Origin of the sequence: Glutamicibacter sp. 0426, from assembly GCF_001906485.1 — a bacterium.
GTDB lineage: Bacteria > Actinomycetota > Actinomycetes > Actinomycetales > Micrococcaceae > Glutamicibacter > Glutamicibacter nicotianae.
Genome location: NZ_MPBI01000004.1, coordinates 296,525 through 313,517 on the forward strand (window position 1 = coordinate 296,525; position 16,993 = coordinate 313,517).

Annotated in this window: 14 protein-coding genes and 2 tRNA genes; 9 read left to right on the top strand and 7 right to left on the bottom strand. The window is 60.4% G+C overall.

The genetic code is table 11. The annotated features are described in order from the left end of the window. Positions 1–41 precede the first annotated feature (41 nt). The 6 genes from BKX98_RS12470 (at position 42) to BKX98_RS12495 (ending at position 8,162) form a co-directional block, all read left to right on the top strand. A complete protein-coding gene (locus tag BKX98_RS12470) occupies positions 42–1,958 on the top strand; it encodes an ExeM/NucH family extracellular endonuclease (protein WP_073707467.1) in 1,917 nt (638 codons plus the stop codon). Positions 1,959–2,227: 269 nt separating this feature from the next. Further along, entirely contained in the window at positions 2,228–3,559 is a 1,332-nt protein-coding gene (locus tag BKX98_RS12475; protein WP_233125376.1) for an ABC transporter substrate-binding protein, read from the top strand. A 90-nt stretch (positions 3,560–3,649) separates the two neighbouring features. Continuing rightward, a complete protein-coding gene (locus BKX98_RS12480) occupies positions 3,650–4,750 on the top strand; it encodes a carbohydrate ABC transporter permease (RefSeq protein WP_121866123.1) in 1,101 nt (366 codons plus the stop codon). 34 nt (positions 4,751–4,784) lie between these two features. Beyond that, positions 4,785–5,630, top strand: coding sequence for a carbohydrate ABC transporter permease (locus BKX98_RS12485; protein ID WP_073707469.1), 846 nt, complete (start codon positions 4,785–4,787; stop codon positions 5,628–5,630). Continuing rightward, positions 5,630–7,048, top strand: a complete 1,419-nt coding sequence (locus tag BKX98_RS12490) for a GH1 family beta-glucosidase (RefSeq protein WP_083586855.1) — start codon at positions 5,630–5,632, stop codon at positions 7,046–7,048. The genes BKX98_RS12485 and BKX98_RS12490 overlap by 1 nt, the downstream gene beginning before the upstream one ends. 94 nt (positions 7,049–7,142) lie before the next feature. Continuing rightward, positions 7,143–8,162: a LacI family DNA-binding transcriptional regulator gene (locus BKX98_RS12495; RefSeq protein ID WP_038990245.1), complete on the top strand. Its 1,020-nt coding sequence runs from the start codon at positions 7,143–7,145 to the stop codon at positions 8,160–8,162. Between the two features lie 76 nt (positions 8,163–8,238). Here BKX98_RS12495 and BKX98_RS12500 read toward each other — a convergent pair. The 3 genes from BKX98_RS12500 to BKX98_RS12510 all read right to left on the bottom strand — a co-directional run bounded on the left by BKX98_RS12500 (position 8,239) and on the right by BKX98_RS12510 (position 9,123). Continuing rightward, positions 8,239–8,312, bottom strand: a tRNA-Arg gene (locus BKX98_RS12500). 137 nt (positions 8,313–8,449) lie between these two features. Then, positions 8,450–8,989 carry a GNAT family N-acetyltransferase gene (locus BKX98_RS12505; RefSeq protein WP_073707470.1) on the bottom strand — a complete coding sequence of 180 codons (540 nt, stop codon included), beginning with the start codon at positions 8,987–8,989 and terminating at the stop codon, positions 8,450–8,452. 60 nt (positions 8,990–9,049) lie between these two features. Continuing rightward, a tRNA-Arg gene (locus tag BKX98_RS12510) sits at positions 9,050–9,123 on the bottom strand. Between the two features lie 317 nt (positions 9,124–9,440). Here BKX98_RS12510 and BKX98_RS12515 point away from each other — a divergent pair. The 3 genes from BKX98_RS12515 to BKX98_RS12525 all read left to right on the top strand — a co-directional run bounded on the left by BKX98_RS12515 (position 9,441) and on the right by BKX98_RS12525 (position 13,048). Continuing rightward, complete coding sequence (locus tag BKX98_RS12515; RefSeq protein ID WP_073707471.1) at positions 9,441–11,273, top strand: phosphoenolpyruvate carboxykinase (GTP); 1,833 nt, start codon at positions 9,441–9,443, stop codon at positions 11,271–11,273. A gap of 168 nt (positions 11,274–11,441) precedes the next feature. After that, positions 11,442–11,969 (top strand): PadR family transcriptional regulator, encoded by a 528-nt coding sequence (locus tag BKX98_RS12520; RefSeq protein ID WP_038993803.1) that lies wholly within the window; start codon positions 11,442–11,444, stop codon positions 11,967–11,969. Then, positions 11,966–13,048, top strand: a complete 1,083-nt coding sequence (locus BKX98_RS12525) for an alpha/beta fold hydrolase (RefSeq protein ID WP_073707472.1) — start codon at positions 11,966–11,968, stop codon at positions 13,046–13,048. Before BKX98_RS12520 ends, BKX98_RS12525 begins: the two co-directional genes overlap by 4 nt. Before the next feature lie 67 nt (positions 13,049–13,115). On the opposite strand, the gene BKX98_RS12530 is transcribed toward BKX98_RS12525, so the two are convergent. The 4 genes from BKX98_RS12530 to BKX98_RS12545 all read right to left on the bottom strand — a co-directional run bounded on the left by BKX98_RS12530 (position 13,116) and on the right by BKX98_RS12545 (position 16,879). Beyond that, complete coding sequence (locus tag BKX98_RS12530; protein WP_073707473.1) at positions 13,116–14,291, bottom strand: globin domain-containing protein; 1,176 nt, start codon at positions 14,289–14,291, stop codon at positions 13,116–13,118. A gap of 144 nt (positions 14,292–14,435) precedes the next feature. Further along, positions 14,436–14,894 carry an Rrf2 family transcriptional regulator gene (locus BKX98_RS12535; protein ID WP_073707474.1) on the bottom strand — a complete coding sequence of 153 codons (459 nt, stop codon included), beginning with the start codon at positions 14,892–14,894 and terminating at the stop codon, positions 14,436–14,438. Positions 14,895–14,971: 77 nt separating this feature from the next. Beyond that, a complete protein-coding gene (locus BKX98_RS12540) occupies positions 14,972–15,442 on the bottom strand; it encodes a hypothetical protein (RefSeq protein WP_038993806.1) in 471 nt (156 codons plus the stop codon). Positions 15,443–15,454: 12 nt separating this feature from the next. Further along, entirely contained in the window at positions 15,455–16,879 is a 1,425-nt protein-coding gene (locus BKX98_RS12545) for a phosphomannomutase/phosphoglucomutase (RefSeq protein WP_073707475.1), read from the bottom strand. Positions 16,880–16,993: the final 114 nt, after the last annotated feature.

A 16,993-nucleotide genomic window follows, 5' to 3' on the forward strand; every position in this document is an offset into this window, starting at 1 on the left:
GGTTCTGACTACCGCCCAACGATCATCAACCGAGGGAAACTATGAGCAAGAGACGAACTACCAGTATTGCGGCAGTTCTGCTGTCCGGGGCTGTTGTTGCATCCACCTTCACCGCAGCTCAGGCTGACACGGTGGAGATCACCCCCATCGAGCAGGTGCAAGGTACGGGGGATACCTCCCCATTGGTCGGCCAAAAGACCACCGTGCGTGGCGTGGTGACCGCCGCCTATGCAGAGGGTGGAATTCGCGGATTCTACCTACAAAGCGCCGGTAGTGGGGCACAGATTCCAACAGAAGGAAGCTCGGCGGTGTTCATTTACGCCCCGGACGATGTAGCTTCAGTTGAGGTCGGGGACCACCTGCAGGTCTCTGGAACGGTCAGTGAGTACTACGGGCTCACCCAGATCAAAGCCCAGAGTGTGAAGTCCCTGAGTGAGCCGGCCGAAAGCATTAAGCCATTGGCCATCACCTTGCCTAGCGACGAAGCCGGGCGCGAGCAGATCGAATCCATGCTCATTGAACCTCAGGGTGAGTTCACTGTCTCGGATAACTATTCGCTGAACCAATATGGTGAACTGACCCTAGCCATGGGAACAAGCTCGATCCTCCCAGGCGAAAAGCTGCTGCGTCAGCCCACCGACGTCTTTGCTCCGGGCAGTGCGCAGGCCGCTGAGTTAGGGAAAGAAAACGAGCAGCGCTCGATCGTGGTGGACGATGGTGCCACCTTGAATTTCAGCACCGCCAAAAACACCACCGTTGCCCTGCCATATATTGATTCTGCCCATCGCGTCAGTGTTGGAGCGGAAGCCACTTTCACCGGACCGATGATTCTGGACTACCGGTATGACCTGTGGCGACTACAGCCTCAGGGGCAGGTGATCGGCTCCGATGACGCAGATATCGCCTTGCACTTTGAGCAGATCGATAATAGTGCCCCACAGGATGTCGGCGGCAACGTGTCCGTAGGCAGCTTCAACGTACTGAACTACTTCACCACTACCGGCGATGAACTTTCCGGTTGCAGCTACTACTCGGACCGCGAAGGTAATCCAGTGACCGTCCGTCGAGGATGCGACGCTCGTGGAGCTGCCAACCAGGCCAGTTTTGAACGTCAGCAGTCCAAAATTGTTGCTGCGTTGAGCAAATTTACCGCGGATGTCGTGGTACTTGAAGAAATTGAAAACTCGGCCCGTTTTGGTCAGGATCGTGATGCTGCCCTAGCTCATCTGGTTGATCAGTTGAATTCGGCAGCCGGTTCAAAGATCTGGAAATTTGTCCCAAGCCCGGATGCTACCCCGGCTGATGAAGACGTGATCCGCACCGCGATCATCTACCGCAACAAAGCTGTGAAGCCGATCGGCGAATCGGTCATTCTCGAAGACGAGGCCTTTGATAATGCGCGCGAACCACTGGGTCAAGCCTTCCAGAAGGTCGGCGGAAATCAGAAGACTCGTTTTGTGGTCGTAGCCAATCACTTCAAGTCGAAGGGCTCAGACCCGAAAGACGGTTCGGGCAACGCTGACTCCGGCGATGGCCAGGGTGCCTGGAACGCCGATCGAGTAGATCAGGCTAAGGCGCTGGTCAGTTTTGCTGATCAGCTGAAGAAGTCACGCAACACCCAGAAGGTCTTGCTCGCTGGCGACTTCAATTCCTACGCTGCCGAAGATCCAATTCGAGTGCTCGCCGAGGCGGGCTACGTTGATCTCGGTGCCAAGGCTGACTCGCAGAGCTACGTTTATGGTGGGCTGAGCGGTTCCTTGGATCATATTCTGGCTTCCCCAGAGCTGGCTTCCAAGGTCACCGGCCAGGATATCTGGAATATCAACGCCATCGAATCCGTCGGCTATGAATACAGCCGCTACAACTACAACATCACCAACCTGTTTAGCTCGAACCAGTACCGTTCATCGGATCATGATCCGGTTCTGGTTGGATTGCAGTTGAACAAGAAGGGCTAGTTTCAGCTAGTTTTATCGGCCAGGCAACTCCCAATGGGGCAGTTGTCTGGCCGATTCTTTCGTTAAGGGTTGACAAGCAGAATCTATTGTGGAGAATTATGGAAGAAGTTTTGTGAGAGCGCTCACAAAATAGCTAAGCGGAGTTGCTGTCATTGCTATGGCAAATGGGGTTCAGGAAGAACCCTCATATTTTTGCCACATTTTGAGAGCGCTCTCAAAATATGTTGGTCTCACCTCACTCGCACAAACAAGACTTGAATGGAGTCACCGTGAACCCCTCACAAACAGCTCGGCTAGCCAAGGTTGTAGCCCTGAGCTCAAGTATTGCCCTGCTCGCAGCAGGCTGCGCATCGGGCGATAGCAAGGACGCCGCCCAGCCAGCCTCCGCGGATAATCCTGTCACCCTGACCATCACCACCTTCGGCACCCAGGGTTTGGATTCTCTGTACAAGCAGTACGAAGCCGATAACCCAGGCATCACCATTGAAGCCACCAACATCGACACCGGTGGCAACGCACTGACCGACTGGAAAACCAAACAAGCCGCGGGCGCAGGCCTGCCGGATGTTCAAGCTGTGGAAGAAGGCTGGCTCGGCCAAGTCATGACCGTTTCAGATAGCTTCACCGACCTCAACGAATACGGTGCCAAAGATATCGCCGGCGACTGGGTGGACTGGAAAGTACAGCAGGCCACCGACGCCGATGGTCGCACCATCGGCTACGGCACCGACATCGGACCTATGGGCCTGTGCTACAACAGCAAGCTCTTCAAGGCAGCCGGTCTGCCCAGCGATCGTGAACAGGTTGCAGAACTCTTCGGCGGCGCCGACTCGACGTGGGATGACTTCTTCTCCGTGGGCGAGGACTACGTGAAGAAAACCGAAAAGGCCTTCTATGACCAGTCCGGCTTCGTCTGGAACGCCATGGTCAACCAGCTCGATGAAGGCTACTACAAGGCTGATGGCTCACTGAACATTGAGGGAAACACGGCACTGCGTGAGCGGTGGGATCAACTGTCGGCTGCAGCGTCCAAGGGCCTGTCCTCGGCGCAGACCCAATGGGACTGGGGCAAGGGACAAGCATTTGTCGACGGCTCCTTCGCAGTGATGCCATGCCCAGGCTGGATGTTGGGCAACGTCAAGGGTCAGGTTGAAGGCGCCGGTGGCGACGCATCGGACGGTTGGGACTTTGCCGATGTCTTCCCTGGCGGCGCAGCCAACTGGGGCGGTGCATTCCTGACGGTGCCAAGCACTTCCAAGCATCCCGCTGAGGCGGCCAAGCTCGCGCAGTACCTGACCAACGCCACCTCGCAGGCGACTTCCTTCGAAGAAGCAGGAGCCTTCCCAAGCAACATCGAAGCACAGAAGTCCAAGGCTGTGACCGGTGAGAACGACCTGACCAAGTTCTTCAATGGTGCACCGATCGGTGAAATTCTCTCGAACCGTGCCGAGGGCGTAAAGGCACAGTACAAGGGCGCGGATGATTCGGTGATTCAGGAGCAGGTCTTCGGTCCAGCAACTATCGCCATTGACAAGGGCACTGACGGGGACACCGCGTGGAACACGGCTCTGTCAACGCTGCAGGAACTGGAAATCAAGTAATCGGATTGGCCGACATAGCGCCCTGTGGGGTCAGCGTTCATCACTGACCTGGCCCCACAGAGCGCAACTGCAGCAGAAAAGAAGACACCGATGAGCACCACGACACCCATGTCACGGCCGAAACTACGGGCCGAAAAACCCAGTACGCCCACCCCAGAAAGGCTGCAGGAAGCCAAGGCAGAACGCAAAATGCGACGCCAGCACCTGCGTGGCCGACTGGATTTTAAGTACTCCCCATACCTTTATATCTCGCCCTTTTTCATCCTCTTCGCGCTGGTTGGGCTCTTCCCACTGATCTACACCTTCGTGGTATCAATCAACGACTGGGACCTGCTAGGTGGAGCCGGTGACTGGGTGGGGCTGAAAAACTACCAGGCAGAACTAGCCTCACCGCTGTTCTGGAATTCGCTGTTCAACACTTTCAGCATCTTCCTGCTCTCTGCGATCCCGCAGCTGGTGGTCGCCACCTTCATCGCAGCGATGCTTGATCAAAATATCAGGGCCAAAACTTTTTGGCGGATGAGCGTGCTGGTTCCCTACGTGGTGACTCCGGTGGCTGTCACGCTGATCTTCTCCACTGCCTTCGACGAGAAATACGGACTGATCAACAACCTGCTCGGTGCACTGAACCTGGACACGATTGCCTGGAAAACCGATGTGTTCCCCTCCCACATGGCTATTGCCACCATGGTGAACTGGCGTTGGACTGGGTACAACGCGTTGATCTTGCTGGCGGCCATGCAGGCCGTACCTCGCGAATTACACGAATCGGCGGCGATCGATGGGGCAGGAATGATTCGCCGTTTCTTCTCCATTACCCTGCCAAGTATCCGTCCCACCATGATCTTCGTGATCATCACAGCGACCATCGGCGGTTTACAGATCTTTACCGAGCCCAAACTCTTTAACCCCAGTAGTTCGGTTCCGGGCGGACCTGATCGGCAGTATCAAACCACGGTGCTTTATCTGTGGGATCTGGCCTTCAACCGCGGGGACTTTGGGCGGGCCTCGGCCGTGGCTTGGATGCTGTTTTTGATCATCATCGTGATCGGAGTGATCAACTTCTTGATCTCCGGCACCATCGCCTCGTCTTCAGATAAGCGCGGACCTCGACGGATTCCAGGCCGAAAAGCCAAACGTATCAAATCCCATCCTTCCGGTTCACTCAGAGAAAGTGCCAACGATGAGTAACGCTACCTTGCAATCAACTGCTAGACCCAAGTTGATGCGCCAGGCCCGAAACAAGAACTTTTCTGCCGACCGGCGTCCAGGATTTCTCACCTACGGTATCCTGCTGGCCTTCCTTATCGGAAGTACCTATCCGCTGTGGTATTCCTTTGTGATTGGTTCTTCTACTGGTGCAGTCTTTTCTTCGGCATGGCCACCGCTGCTTCCGGGCGGACAGTTCTGGACTAACGTGGCTGAGGTCTTTGACTCGGTGGAGTTCTGGGCTGCGCTGGGTAACAGCTTGATTGTTTCTTCAGTTATTACCTTCTCGGTGGTGATGTTTTCTACCCTTGCCGGTTACGCCTTCGCCAAGCTGCGCTTCCGCGGGCGCCAGGGACTGCTGGTTTTTGTCATTGCAACACTGGCGGTGCCGACTCAGCTCGGGATTATCCCGATGTTCATGATGATGAAGGAACTGGGGTGGACCGGTTCTTTGGGAGCGATCATGATTCCAACCCTGGTGACAGCCTTTGGCGTCTTCTTCATGCGCCAGTATCTGGTGGATAATATCCCCGACGAGCTCATCGAGGCTGCCCGAGTGGACGGCGCCTCCATGATCGGAACCTTCTGGCATGTCGGTGTTCCAGCGGCCCGGCCCGCGATGGCGATCCTGTCGCTGTTCACCTTCATGACCGCGTGGACCGACTACCTGTGGCCGATGCTGGTGGCGCCGCAGAACCCGACCTTGCAGGTGGCGTTGAGCCAGCTGCAGTCTGCACGATACGTTGACTACACCATCGTGATGAGCGGAGCCTTGATGGCGACCATCCCGCTGCTGGTGCTTTTCATTCTTGCAGGCAAGCAACTTGTATCCGGAATTATGGCAGGAGCTGTAAAGGGCTGATGATGAACCACCTATCCCAGCAATTCGCATGGCCGAAGGACTTCTTGTGGGGCTCGGCCACCGCGGCAGCCCAGATCGAAGGGGCGGCGCACTCCTACGGGAAGGAGGATTCCGTCTGGGACGCCTTCGCCCGCAAGCAGGGGGCCATCGCAGGCGGCGATAATCTCGACGTTGCGGTGGACCACTACCACCGCTACCGCGAAGATGTGCAGCTGATGCGCGAACTGGGCCTGGACTCCTACCGCTTCTCCACCAGCTGGGCCCGCATCGTTCCGGGCGGGCGCACGGTGAACCCCGAGGGCCTGGACTTCTACTCGCGGCTGGTCGACGAGCTGCTGGAGAACGGCATCCTGCCGTGGCTGACCCTGTACCACTGGGATCTGCCGCAGGCCCTGGAAGAGCGCGGCGGCTGGGCCAACCGCGAGACCGCGTACAAGTTCCTCGACTACGCCGAAGCGGTGCATGCAAAGCTCGGCGACCGGGTGAAGCACTGGACGACCTTCAACGAACCGCTGTGCTCCTCGCTGATCGGCTACGCCGCCGGCGAGCACGCCCCGGGACGCCAGGAGCCCGAGGCCGCGCTGGCCGCGGTGCACCACCAGCACCTGGCCCACGGGCTGGCCGCATCCCGGCTGCGCGAACTGGGCGCCGAGCAGATCGGCATCACGCTGAACCTGACCAACGCGGTGCCGAACGACCCGAAAGATCCTGTGGACCTGGAAGCCGCGCGCCGCATCGACGCGCTGTGGAACCGGATGTACCTGGATCCGATCCTGCGCGGCGCCTACCCGGAAGACCTGCTCGAGGACGTCAAGGGACTGGGGCTGGCCGAAGCCATCGAGCCCGGGGACCTGGAAATCATCGCGCAGCCAATCGACTTCCTGGGCGTGAACCACTACCACGACGACAACGTCTCGGGGCATCCGCTGCCACCCGGCCAGCCGCCGGCCATCGTGCCCACCGATGCGCCGAAGTCCTCGCCGTTTGTCGGCAGCGAGTACGTGAGCTTCCCGGCCCGCGACCTGCCGCGCACGGCCATGGGCTGGGAGGTGAATCCCGAGGGGCTGCGCGTGCTGCTGAACCGCCTGAAGCGCGACTACAGCAATATGCCGGCGCTGTACATCACGGAGAACGGCGCGTCCTACACGGATACGGTCACCGAGGCCGGAACCATCGAAGACACCGAACGCGAGGAATACATCCTCAACCACCTCGATGCCGTCGCCCGCGCGATCGGCGATGGCGTGGATGTCCGCGGCTACTTTCTCTGGTCCTTGCTGGATAATTTCGAATGGGCCTGGGGCTACGCCAAGCGCTTCGGAATCATCCACGTCGATTACCAGACGCAGGAACGGACGATCAAGAATAGCGGCCGGACCTACGCGGGGTTGATTGCCGCGAACCGTACAATGGCATAACACCTGAGCATGGTGGCCCGCAGCCCGCAGCCGGTGCTGCGGGCCACCATCGCGTTTCCACGACGAACTACTGCAAGGCACCTGGGTACAGAACATGAGCATGCACGAAGCGCGCAGTCCGAAGCCGACCCTAGAGTTGGTGGCAGAACGCGCAGGTGTCTCGCGCGCCACGGTTTCCCGCGTGGTCAACGGCTCGGATCGGGTGAAGCCCGCGGCCCGCAAGGCCGTTGAATTGGCGATCCGCGAATTGAATTATGTGCCCAACCGCGCTGCCCGTTCCCTCGCGCAGGGCCGGACCAATTCCGTTGCACTGGTTGTCCCCGAGAACACCGCGAAGTTCTTTGCCGATCCCTACTTCGCCAAGGTGGTCCAGGGCGTGGCCCGGTACCTGGCCGGCACCGAATTCATGCTCACCTTGCTGCTGTCCACCGAAGCGGATCCGGCAAAGACCACCCGCTACCTGCAAGGCGGCAACGTGGATGGCGCACTGGTGCTTTCGCACCACGCAGATGACCGCTCCTATGCTGATCTCGGAAACGTGCTGCCCATGGTCTATGGCGGTCGCACCATGAGCACCGACCAGAAGGACATCTATGTTGTCGATATCGACAACATTGCCGCCGCCAGGCAGGCGACGGAGGTCGTCATTGGCCAGGGCCGCACCAAGCTGGCAACGATTGCCGGGCCGCAGGACATGGGTGCGGGACTGGACCGGCTGGTGGGTTTCAGGCAGGCGGTTGAGGACGCCGGGCTGGAACCTGTAGCTATCGAGATCGGCGACTTCACCCCGGCGAGCGGACGGCGGATCATGCAGCAGCTGCTGGATGCTAATCTCGCGGTCGACGGCCTGTTTGCCGCCAGCGCCCAGATGGGCTTCGGCGCCCTGCAGGCCCTGGCCGAGGCCGGCGTGAAAGTTCCCGAGGACATTTCGGTCACGTCGGTCGATGATGATTCCTTCGCGCGGAGCTCGACCCCGCCGTTGACGACCATTGCGCAGAACCCGGAGCGCCAGGGCGAGATCATGGCGGAGCTGCTGATCAAGCGCATCAACGGGGAACAGGTACCCGAGTGGAGCATCATGGACACGAAATTGGTGCTGCGCGCCTCGCACTAGTCCCTCGCGGTGCCTGCGTTGAATCAGCAGGAATAACAAAAAAATTCCCACTCGAATGAGTGGGAATTTCAACTTGTGCGCCCAAAGGGATTCGAACCCCTGACCTTCTGTTCCGTAGACAGACGCTCTATCCAGCTGAGCTATGGGCGCTTATTCAATTGCTTGCCGTCTTGACGACTTGAATAACTTTACACGAGATTTTCCGGGAGCAATAACCAAAACGGCCAAAAGTGCGGTGTTTCACAAAATAACTAGTCGACTTCGGAATCGACGGAGCTGGAAGCCTGCTAATCGTGCAAGATCGCCTGGTAGAGGTAATGATCCTGCCAGAGTCCGGCGATCTTCAGGTAGTTCGGTGCCATCCCTATGCGGACGAAGCCGTTCTTCTCGAGAACGCGCTGCGACCCGCGATTGTAGGGGAGGGTGCTGGCTTCCAGCCGGTGCAGCCCCAGGTCGTTGAGCGCAGCGGTGCGCAATTTGGCCACGGCCCGGGAAGCCAAGCCGCGGCCGGTGTGCTCATGATCGATCCAGTAGCCCAAACTGGCGCTTTGGAATGCGCCGCGGACCACGCCGCTGATGTTGAAGCGACCGATGAGCTTCTTGTGCTCGAAGAGTCCGAAAGGGAAGGCTAGTCCGCTCCGCCGCGCTTCTGCGGCTGCGGCGAGGCTTGCCGCCTGATGGGCTTCGGTAAAGAACTCGGCGGGACGGGCCGGTTCCCAGGGCTGAAGGTGCTGCCGATTGCGCCGGTAGGCCTCGGCGAGTTGCCGCGCGTCGGCAATTTCCAACGGGCACAGGCTGAGTTGGCCATCCAAGGCGACGTGGTTCATCGGCTCATTCCTTGCGGGAAACAAAAAATTCCCACTCGACCGAGTGGGAATTTCAATTTGTGCGCCCAAAGGGATTCGAACCCCTGACCTTCTGTTCCGTAGACAGACGCTCTATCCAGCTGAGCTATGGGCGCATATTCTTTTGTCCAGCTCGTTCTCACGAACCTCGAATAACTATACAGGTCGATTTCGCGCTGTACAAATCGACGGGCAAAGCTACTGGGCCCAGGTGAACAGAAGGTTATGTGAAGACATTGAAAGGGTACCGGTCTACGTGACCTTAGTCACTTAATGCGGGTGCGCTGGTTAGCCTAACCCCCGGAATTACGGGAGTTTCCTCTTTTTGGTCCCCGGGGTTTCACTTTCATGAGGTTTCGATCACACGGCGCGGGCATCGAGCACACCCTAGCCTTGATTTATTGCAAGTTCAGCCCAATGGAGGGAATGGATAATGAGCACGAGCTCGGATCAGAACGTTATCGACGCAGCACCTACTTCGCACGCGAAGTTGGCATCCTGGGTCGAGGAAGTTGCCGCACTGACGAAGCCGGATCGTGTTTATTGGGTTGATGGGTCTGTCGAAGAGAATGATCGCCTGACTGCCGAGCTGGTTGAAGCCGGTACCCTGGTCAAGCTGACCGATCCGAACTTCCCCAACTCCTACGCCGGTTTCTCGGACCCCAAGGACGTGGCCCGAGTCGAAGAGCGCACCTTCATCTGCTCCGAAAAGGAAGAAGATGCGGGCTTCACCAATAACTGGGAAGACCCGACCAAAATGAAGTCCATGCTCAACGGCCTGTTCGATGGCTCGATGCGCGGACGCACCATGTACGTTATCCCGTTCGTCATGGGACCGCTGGACGCAGAAGTACCTGCCTACGGCGTGGAAATCACCGATTCCGCCTACGTTGTCGCCTCGATGCGCATCATGGCCAAGATCGGCAATGAAGTGCTGCGCAAGATGGAAGCCGAGAACGCCTTCTTCGTTCCGGCCCTGCACTCGGTCGGCGCACCCCTGGAACCAGGCCAGGAAGATGTTCCATGGCCATGCAACGAAGACAAGTGGATCGTGCACTTCCCTGAAGAGCGCGCCATCATGTCCTACGGTTCGGGCTACGGCGGCAACGCGCTGCTGGGCAAGAAGTGCTACTCGCTGCGCATCGCCTCGGCCATGGCCCGCGATGAAGGCTGGCTCGCAGAGCACATGCTCATCCTGAAGCTGACCAGCCCGCAGAACAAGTCGTACCACATTGCCGCGGCCTTCCCATCGGCCTGCGGCAAGACCAACCTGGCGCTGCTGGATCCAACCATCGAAGGCTGGAAGGCCGAAACCCTGGGCGATGACATCAACTGGATGCGCATCGGCAAGGACGGCGAGCTGCGCGGCGTCAACCCTGAGTACGGCCTGTTCGGCGTGGCTCCAGGCACCGGCTGGTCCACCAACCCGAACGCCATGCGCGCCATCTCCAAGGGCAACAACATCTTCACCAACGTTGCGCTGACCGATGAGGGCGGCGTCTGGTGGGAAGGCATGACCGACGAGGCTCCAGCGCACCTGACCGACTGGCTGGGCAACGACTGGACTCCGGAGTCCGGCTGTCCTGCAGCGCACCCGAACTCGCGCTTCTGCACCCCGATCGACCAGGTCGACATGCTCTCGGACGACTACTACTCGCCAAACGGCGTGAAGATCGACGCGATCCTCTTCGGCGGCCGCCGCAAGACCACCATTCCGCTGGTGACCGAAGCCCGCAGCTGGACCAACGGCATCTTCATGGGTTCGACCCTGTCCTCGGAGACCACCGCGGCCGCTGCCGGCGCAACCGGCGTGATCCGCCGCGACCCAATGGCGATGCTGCCATTCATCGGCTACAACGCAGGCGACTACCTGAACCACTGGGACAAGATCTCGGACAAGCTCAACCCGGAGCAGATGCCGAAGATCTTCCTGGTCAACTGGTTCCGCCGCACCGCTGACGGCGGCTTCGCATGGCCAGGCTTCGGCGACAACTCGCGCGTGCTCAAGTGGGCCATCGAGCGCATCGAAGGCACCGCTGACGCCCGCGAAACCATCATCGGCAACGTCCCGACCGGCGAGTCCCTGGACCTGACCGGCCTGGAAGGCTACACCCCAGCCGACGTCGAAGCGGCCGTTGCTGTGAACAAGGACGAATGGGCCGTGGAAGTCGAAGGCATCGAGGAATGGTACGCCAAGTTCGGCGACGCCCTGCCTGCTTCCCTGCGCGCCGAGCTCGACGGCCTGAAGGCCCGCCTGAGCGCCTAGCAAAACTGGTTCTCCCGCAGATCCGCACTTGGGAACGCCCCGGCCACTGGAATTCCAGTGGCCGGGGTATTTTCATGCGCAGCCAGGGAATTGTCACAATCTGGGTACAGTTTCCACACGCCGGGCCGAAGTGGGTGCAAAATCAACTATGTGTGAAAAGATTGCCCTATGGTTTTGGCACGATTGATTCTCGGGCTGCTGTGCTTGTCGCCCATGACCGGCTACGAGCTCAAGAAGCACTTTGACTCCTCTATCAACCACTTCTGGAACGCGGACAAGGCGCAGATCTACCGCACGTTGGCGCAGCTGGTGGACAAGGGATACGCCACCGTGCGCACCGTCGCGCAGTCGAACTACCCGGACCGCCAGGAGCACCACATCACCGAAGCAGGACGCGAGGCCTTGGCCCAGTGGCTTTCTGCCGGGGCAGTGCAGTCTCCCGAACGCGACCCCTTCATGGGGCAGGTGTTCTTTGCCGCCGAACTCGAGCGCGATGAGATCCAGAATCTGCTGGAGGAACGCCGCCAAGCCACGCAGTACACCCTCGATGACTACCTCTCCCAGCGCGAAGGCATTGACATGCGCGCCGCTGCGGATCGTCGCAGCTTCCTGATGGCCGCCACACTTGACCATGCAATCCGACAACAAGCCGCAGAGCTGGAATGGCTCGACGCGGTATTGGAGTACTTGCCATGACTGCAGCCAAAGACCAGAACAAGACCCCTACAAGCGATGCATCACGCGATGCCACCGATTATCCCGAAGTGCATCCCGGCCGGCATCACGATGCCCAGCGTTCGATGCAGACGCTGGTGTTCCTCCATGGCGGAAACGTCGGCAACTGGAGCTGGGACCCGCAGGTGCTGGCCTTTGGCGACTACAACATCCTGACCCTCCACCTGCCGGCCTTCGGCGCCCGGTTCGAGGAAACCTGGGAAGGACTGGAATCCGCCGCCGATGACGTCGCGGCCTTGATCGCCGACGAAGTTTCCGAAGGCGGCGTGCACCTGGTGGGCATGTCCCTCGGCGGCGTCATCGCGCTGCACGTGGCGGCACGGCATCCGGAACTGGTTGACTCCGTGATGATCACCGGAACACCGGTGACCGGCGTGGGCCAGGCGGCCAGGGCTTTCCAGCGGATGCAGCTCAAGCTCATCGGCAGCGAGTGGTACTGGCGATTCCAGGCCGGAGCCTACGGCATGGTGGATGACGAGCGGGAGCTGTTCACCGAGCATGGCGTGAAACTGAAGGCCGAGAACCTGCGGGCCATCATGGACGAGATGGATCCCGGGGGACTTCCGGAGAAGCTCGACTCCTACCAAGGTCCGGTGCTGGCCCTGGTCGGAGCCAAGGAGCCGAAGGTGGTGCAGAAATCCTTCGAGGCGCTGCGCGCCAAGCTCCCGCAGGTGATCACGCGCGTGGTCCCTGGCATGCACCACCAATGGAACATCGAGAACCCGATCCTGTTCAACTCGGTGCTGCGCAAGTGGATCTCAGAGGAAGGGCTGCACCAGATCCTGGTGGACCCGCAGGCCGCGAAACCGGCACGCGGCGCCAAGGCTGCGCCAGCCGAGCAGCCTGCCGAAGCTCCGGAATCCGAAGACCGCGATGCCTATCTGCCGGCACCGCCAGTCCAGGAGGCGGAGGCGAAGAAGCCTGGAAAGCTCGGCGGCAAAATCGATCCGCGGAAGCTGGATCCGAAGAAACTCGACTTCAAGAAGAAGGCCCCGCAGAAGGGTGATCACCCGGAATCTGCCGCGGATACCGGAAAATAGCGGCAAAAAAGTGCTGCAGGTGGATCCCCCATGATTCCACCTGCAGCGCAGTTGCAAGACCTGGATGCTAGGCGGCCAGCCACACATCCGGGCCGAAGACCTCATAGTGGATCCGCTCGGCTGGGATGCCGGCTTCCAGTGCCTGGCTGCGCGCGGCATGCATGAATGGCAGCGGGCCGCACAGGTACACCTCGGCGTCCTCGGCCAGTGCATCGGTCAGATCCATGTAGCCGGCCTTGGCGTTCAGCTCTTCCGGCAGTTCGCCGCGTTCGAACCAGGTGCCCAGGGTGGCCTGGGGCAGCTTGGCGATGGAATCGAGCATCTGCTCACGCAATGGCCAGGCACCCACTTCCTGGTCTGCATGCAGCACGGTGACCTTGCGGTTGGAGCCGCGTGCGGCCAGGGTCTGCAGCGCGGCGGCGCTCGGGGTGCAGCCGATGCCAGCGGTAGCGATCACCAGCGGCGCGCCCTCCTCATCGATGACCAGATCGCCATACGGATTCGACAGCTCGAGCACGTCGCCGAGCTTCAGGTCGTTGTGGATGACCGGGGAGAATTCGCCGTTCACATCCAGCTTGACGGTGATGGTGCGGCGGTTGGTCTGCTCGATATCGCCGCTCAGGGTGTACTGGCGAACCTGGCGGATGCCGTCGGCCATCGGCATGCGGACCGAAACGAACTGCCCTGGCTTGGCGACCGTTGCCGGGGTGTCGTCAGCTGGTTCGAAGCTGAAGCTGACCGAATCGACACCGGTTTCGGTGCGTTCGACAAGCTTCCACGGGGTGTAGATCTCGGCGTTGGCCTGCTGCGCGTACAAGCCCTTCTCGATCTTGATCAGCGCATGGGCCATCAGCCAGTACACCTCGGTCCAGGCCTCGGCGATCTCCGGGGTCAGTGCATCGCCCAGATCTTCGGCGATGGCATCGAAGAGGTGCTTGTAGACGATCGGGTACTGCTCCTCGACGACACCGAGGGAGGTGTGCTTGTGGGCCACGCGGGCGAGCATGGTTTCCGGGGTGACGCCCGGGTGCTTGACCAGGTAGGTTGCGAAGACCGCGATGGATCCTGCCAAGGCCTGCTGCTGGGTGCCGTTCTTCTGGTTCGAGCGGGAGAAGATTCCGTCGAGCAGTTCAGGGTGGGCGGCGAACAGGCGGTTGTAGAAGTTCGGGGTAATGCTGGAAATGCGCTCTGCGATGATCGGCAGCGTGGCTTCAATGACCGGGAAGGACTTGGTGGACAGCATCGGGTCTCCTTGGGCGTAGGTGATTACTTGTATCTGAAATACAAGATTTATGATTCATTTCTACGCTCAGTAGAAAAGGATTGCAAATCAATTGGCCGGTTTCGCAACAGAAGTGACCGGTATCACTTCATGGGTGAAGTGGAACTAGGAAATGCTGCGCACCGTAGGGAAGGGGAGCAGCGTGATGGGCTCCGCTGCTGACGTCGGGCAGATATCCCTGATAGTCAGCGGATCCAGCGAGGCGTAGAAGGCTTCGCGTGCCTGGCGGAAGACCGCCCGCAGGCGGCAGTTGCCCGAGAGCGGGCAGTTGGATTGCGCGTCATGATCGGTGCAGTCCACGATATCGGTGCGCTTGTCCAATTTGCGCAGCAGCCCGCCGAGGGAAAAATCCAGCGCTTCTCCGCTCAAGGCGGCGCCGCCGTTGCGGCCGCGGGTGACCTGCAGGATGCCCAGCGTGCGCAGTTCCAGCACTGCCTTGGCAACGTGGTTGTAGGGAACCCCGACCGAATCGGCGATCTCGCGGCTGGTCAGTTGCCCGGTGCCGGGAGTTGCCAGGACCATCACGGTCCGCAGGCACACGTCGGTGAAGGCACTGAGTTTCATGCTTCCCACTCTACGCGGGAAAAGCGCCTCGGGGTCGGCATAGTGACTATGCCGACCCCGAAAGCACCCGATGCGGGCTAGAGCGCGTTGGCCCAGATGGCTTCCGCCGACTCCGCCGCCGGCTCATCGAAGTGCCATTCTCCGCCTGGCTCGGCAGGCATGGTGTACGGCTGCACGATGGCCAGCGCGGCACCGATGCGGTGCTCGGCAACAATGTGGATGGCGTCCTGGTCATTGTCCTGGAGCAGCACGTCGGAGGCGACGGCGATGGCCTGGAAGTGGGTGCCCTGCTGGTTCAGCACCTGCATCAGGTCGGCAACCATGGCTTCGGTGTCGATGTCGGCTTCCGGATCCTCGGGATCATCCGTTGGCGGAACCGCAATCAGGCGCAGCTCCGGCTCATCTTCGCCTTCCTGCGGTTCCAGCGCGATGGCGAAAGGCAGGAACACGCCCTGCTCCTCGAGCTGTTCGCGGGCTACGCCCAGGGCGGTGCCCAAGACCTTGTTCAGCGCGTCCTTGACGCCTTCATCCAGTTCTTCGAGGTTCATGTCTTCCCTTTGCTAGTTGGCGACGGTGTTCTCACGCACGATAGCCAGCACGGCATCGCGAATGGGCTCAATGATCTGCGCGGTGCGGCCCTCGCCGTTGAAACGCAGGTACGGTTCGGTGTTCGACGGGCGCAGATTGATCCACCAGCTTCCGTCGGCCGCCGAAATGGTCGTGCCGTCCATGGTCGTCACGTCCACGGGCTGGTCCTGGAAGTGGGACACCACGCGGGCGGTGGCTCCTGCCTTGTCCTCCACCTCGGAATTGATTTCACCGGTGGCAACGTACGGTTCGTATTCGGCGCCCAGCTCGGAGAGCGGCAGGTCTTGCCCGCCCAGGGCGGCCAGCACATGCATGGCGGCGAGCATCCCGGTATCGGCATTGTAGAAGTCGCGGAAGTAGTAGTGGGCCGAATGCTCGCCGCCGAAGACCGCGCCCTGGGCGGCCATCTCGGCCTTGATGAAGGAGTGGCCCACGCGGGTCATCACCGGGGTGCCGCCGGCCTTGGCGACGAATTCCGGCACAGCCTTGGAGGTGATCAAGTTGTGGATGATCACCGGGGATTGTTCGCCGGCGGCCTGCACTCGCGCGATTTCGCGCACCGCAACCAGTGCGGTGATGGCCGAGGGGGACAGCGGCAGGCCGCGCTCGTCGATCACGAAGCAGCGGTCGGCATCGCCGTCGAATGCCAGGCCGACGTCGGCGCCGTGCTCCAGCACCGCTGCCTGCAGGTCCTTGAGATTCTCCGGTTCCAGCGGGTTGGCGGGGTGGTTGGGGAACGTGCCGTCCAGCTCGAAGTACAGCGGGATGATCTCCAGCGGCAACTCGGCCAGCACCGTGCCCCCGAGGACTGCAGGGGTGGTCATGCCGCCCATGCCATTGCCGGCGTCCACCACGATCTTCAACGGGCGAATGGCTGACAAGTCCACTAATTCCCGCAGGTAGGCTGCGTAGCCGGCCAGCACATCGCGTTCGCTGATGCTGCCCTGCGGGGCATCGCCGGAGACCGGCAGGCCCTCGTCCAGGTACTGCTGGGCAAGATCGCGAATGTCGAAAAGGCCGGTTGCCGAGGAAATCGGGCGGGCGCCGGCCTTGGACATCTTGATGCCGTTGTACTGGGCGGGATTGTGGCTTGCGGTGAAGACGACACCGGCGGCATTGAACTTGCCCGAGGCGAAATACAGCTCATCGGTGGAAATCAATCCGAGCATGACCACGTTGGCACCGCGGTAGGTGGCGCCGCGGGCGAAGGCCTGGGCGAATTCCGCGGAGGACGGACGCATATCGCCGCCAACCAGCACGTCCTTGCCGGACAGCGACAGCACGTCGACAAAGGCGGCGCCAATAGCTTCAATTGCTTCGGCATCCAGGGTCTCGCCGACCACGCCACGCACGTCGTAGGCCTTAAAGCTCTGATTCAGGTCAATCTGTTCACTCACGCCTTTCAGCCTACCGGCTAGGCCGATTCAAATCATTGAGATGCAAGCCAATCCAGGTGGGAAATGCCTAACATTTCTGCTGATGGATCCTTGCCGCACCTCCGCCGGGCAGAG

Excerpts from the sequence above, each read along its gene's own strand:
- BKX98_RS12470 (WP_073707467.1), top strand. The coding sequence starts at position 42 with ATGAGCAAGAGACGAACTACCAGTATTGCGGCAGTTCTGCTGTCCGGG.
- BKX98_RS12480 (WP_121866123.1), top strand. The coding sequence starts at position 3,650 with ATGAGCACCACGACACCCATGTCACGGCCGAAACTACGGGCCGAAAAA.
- BKX98_RS12485 (WP_073707469.1), top strand. The coding sequence starts at position 4,785 with ATGCGCCAGGCCCGAAACAAGAACTTTTCTGCCGACCGGCGTCCAGGA.
- BKX98_RS12490 (WP_083586855.1), top strand. The coding sequence starts at position 5,630 with ATGATGAACCACCTATCCCAGCAATTCGCATGGCCGAAGGACTTCTTG.
- BKX98_RS12495 (WP_038990245.1), top strand. The coding sequence starts at position 7,143 with ATGAGCATGCACGAAGCGCGCAGTCCGAAGCCGACCCTAGAGTTGGTG.
- BKX98_RS12505 (WP_073707470.1), bottom strand. The coding sequence starts at position 8,989 with ATGAACCACGTCGCCTTGGATGGCCAACTCAGCCTGTGCCCGTTGGAA.
- BKX98_RS12515 (WP_073707471.1), top strand. The coding sequence starts at position 9,441 with ATGAGCACGAGCTCGGATCAGAACGTTATCGACGCAGCACCTACTTCG.
- BKX98_RS12520 (WP_038993803.1), top strand. The coding sequence starts at position 11,442 with ATGGTTTTGGCACGATTGATTCTCGGGCTGCTGTGCTTGTCGCCCATG.
- BKX98_RS12525 (WP_073707472.1), top strand. The coding sequence starts at position 11,966 with ATGACTGCAGCCAAAGACCAGAACAAGACCCCTACAAGCGATGCATCA.
- BKX98_RS12530 (WP_073707473.1), bottom strand. The coding sequence starts at position 14,291 with ATGCTGTCCACCAAGTCCTTCCCGGTCATTGAAGCCACGCTGCCGATC.
- BKX98_RS12535 (WP_073707474.1), bottom strand. The coding sequence starts at position 14,894 with ATGAAACTCAGTGCCTTCACCGACGTGTGCCTGCGGACCGTGATGGTC.
- BKX98_RS12540 (WP_038993806.1), bottom strand. The coding sequence starts at position 15,442 with ATGAACCTCGAAGAACTGGATGAAGGCGTCAAGGACGCGCTGAACAAG.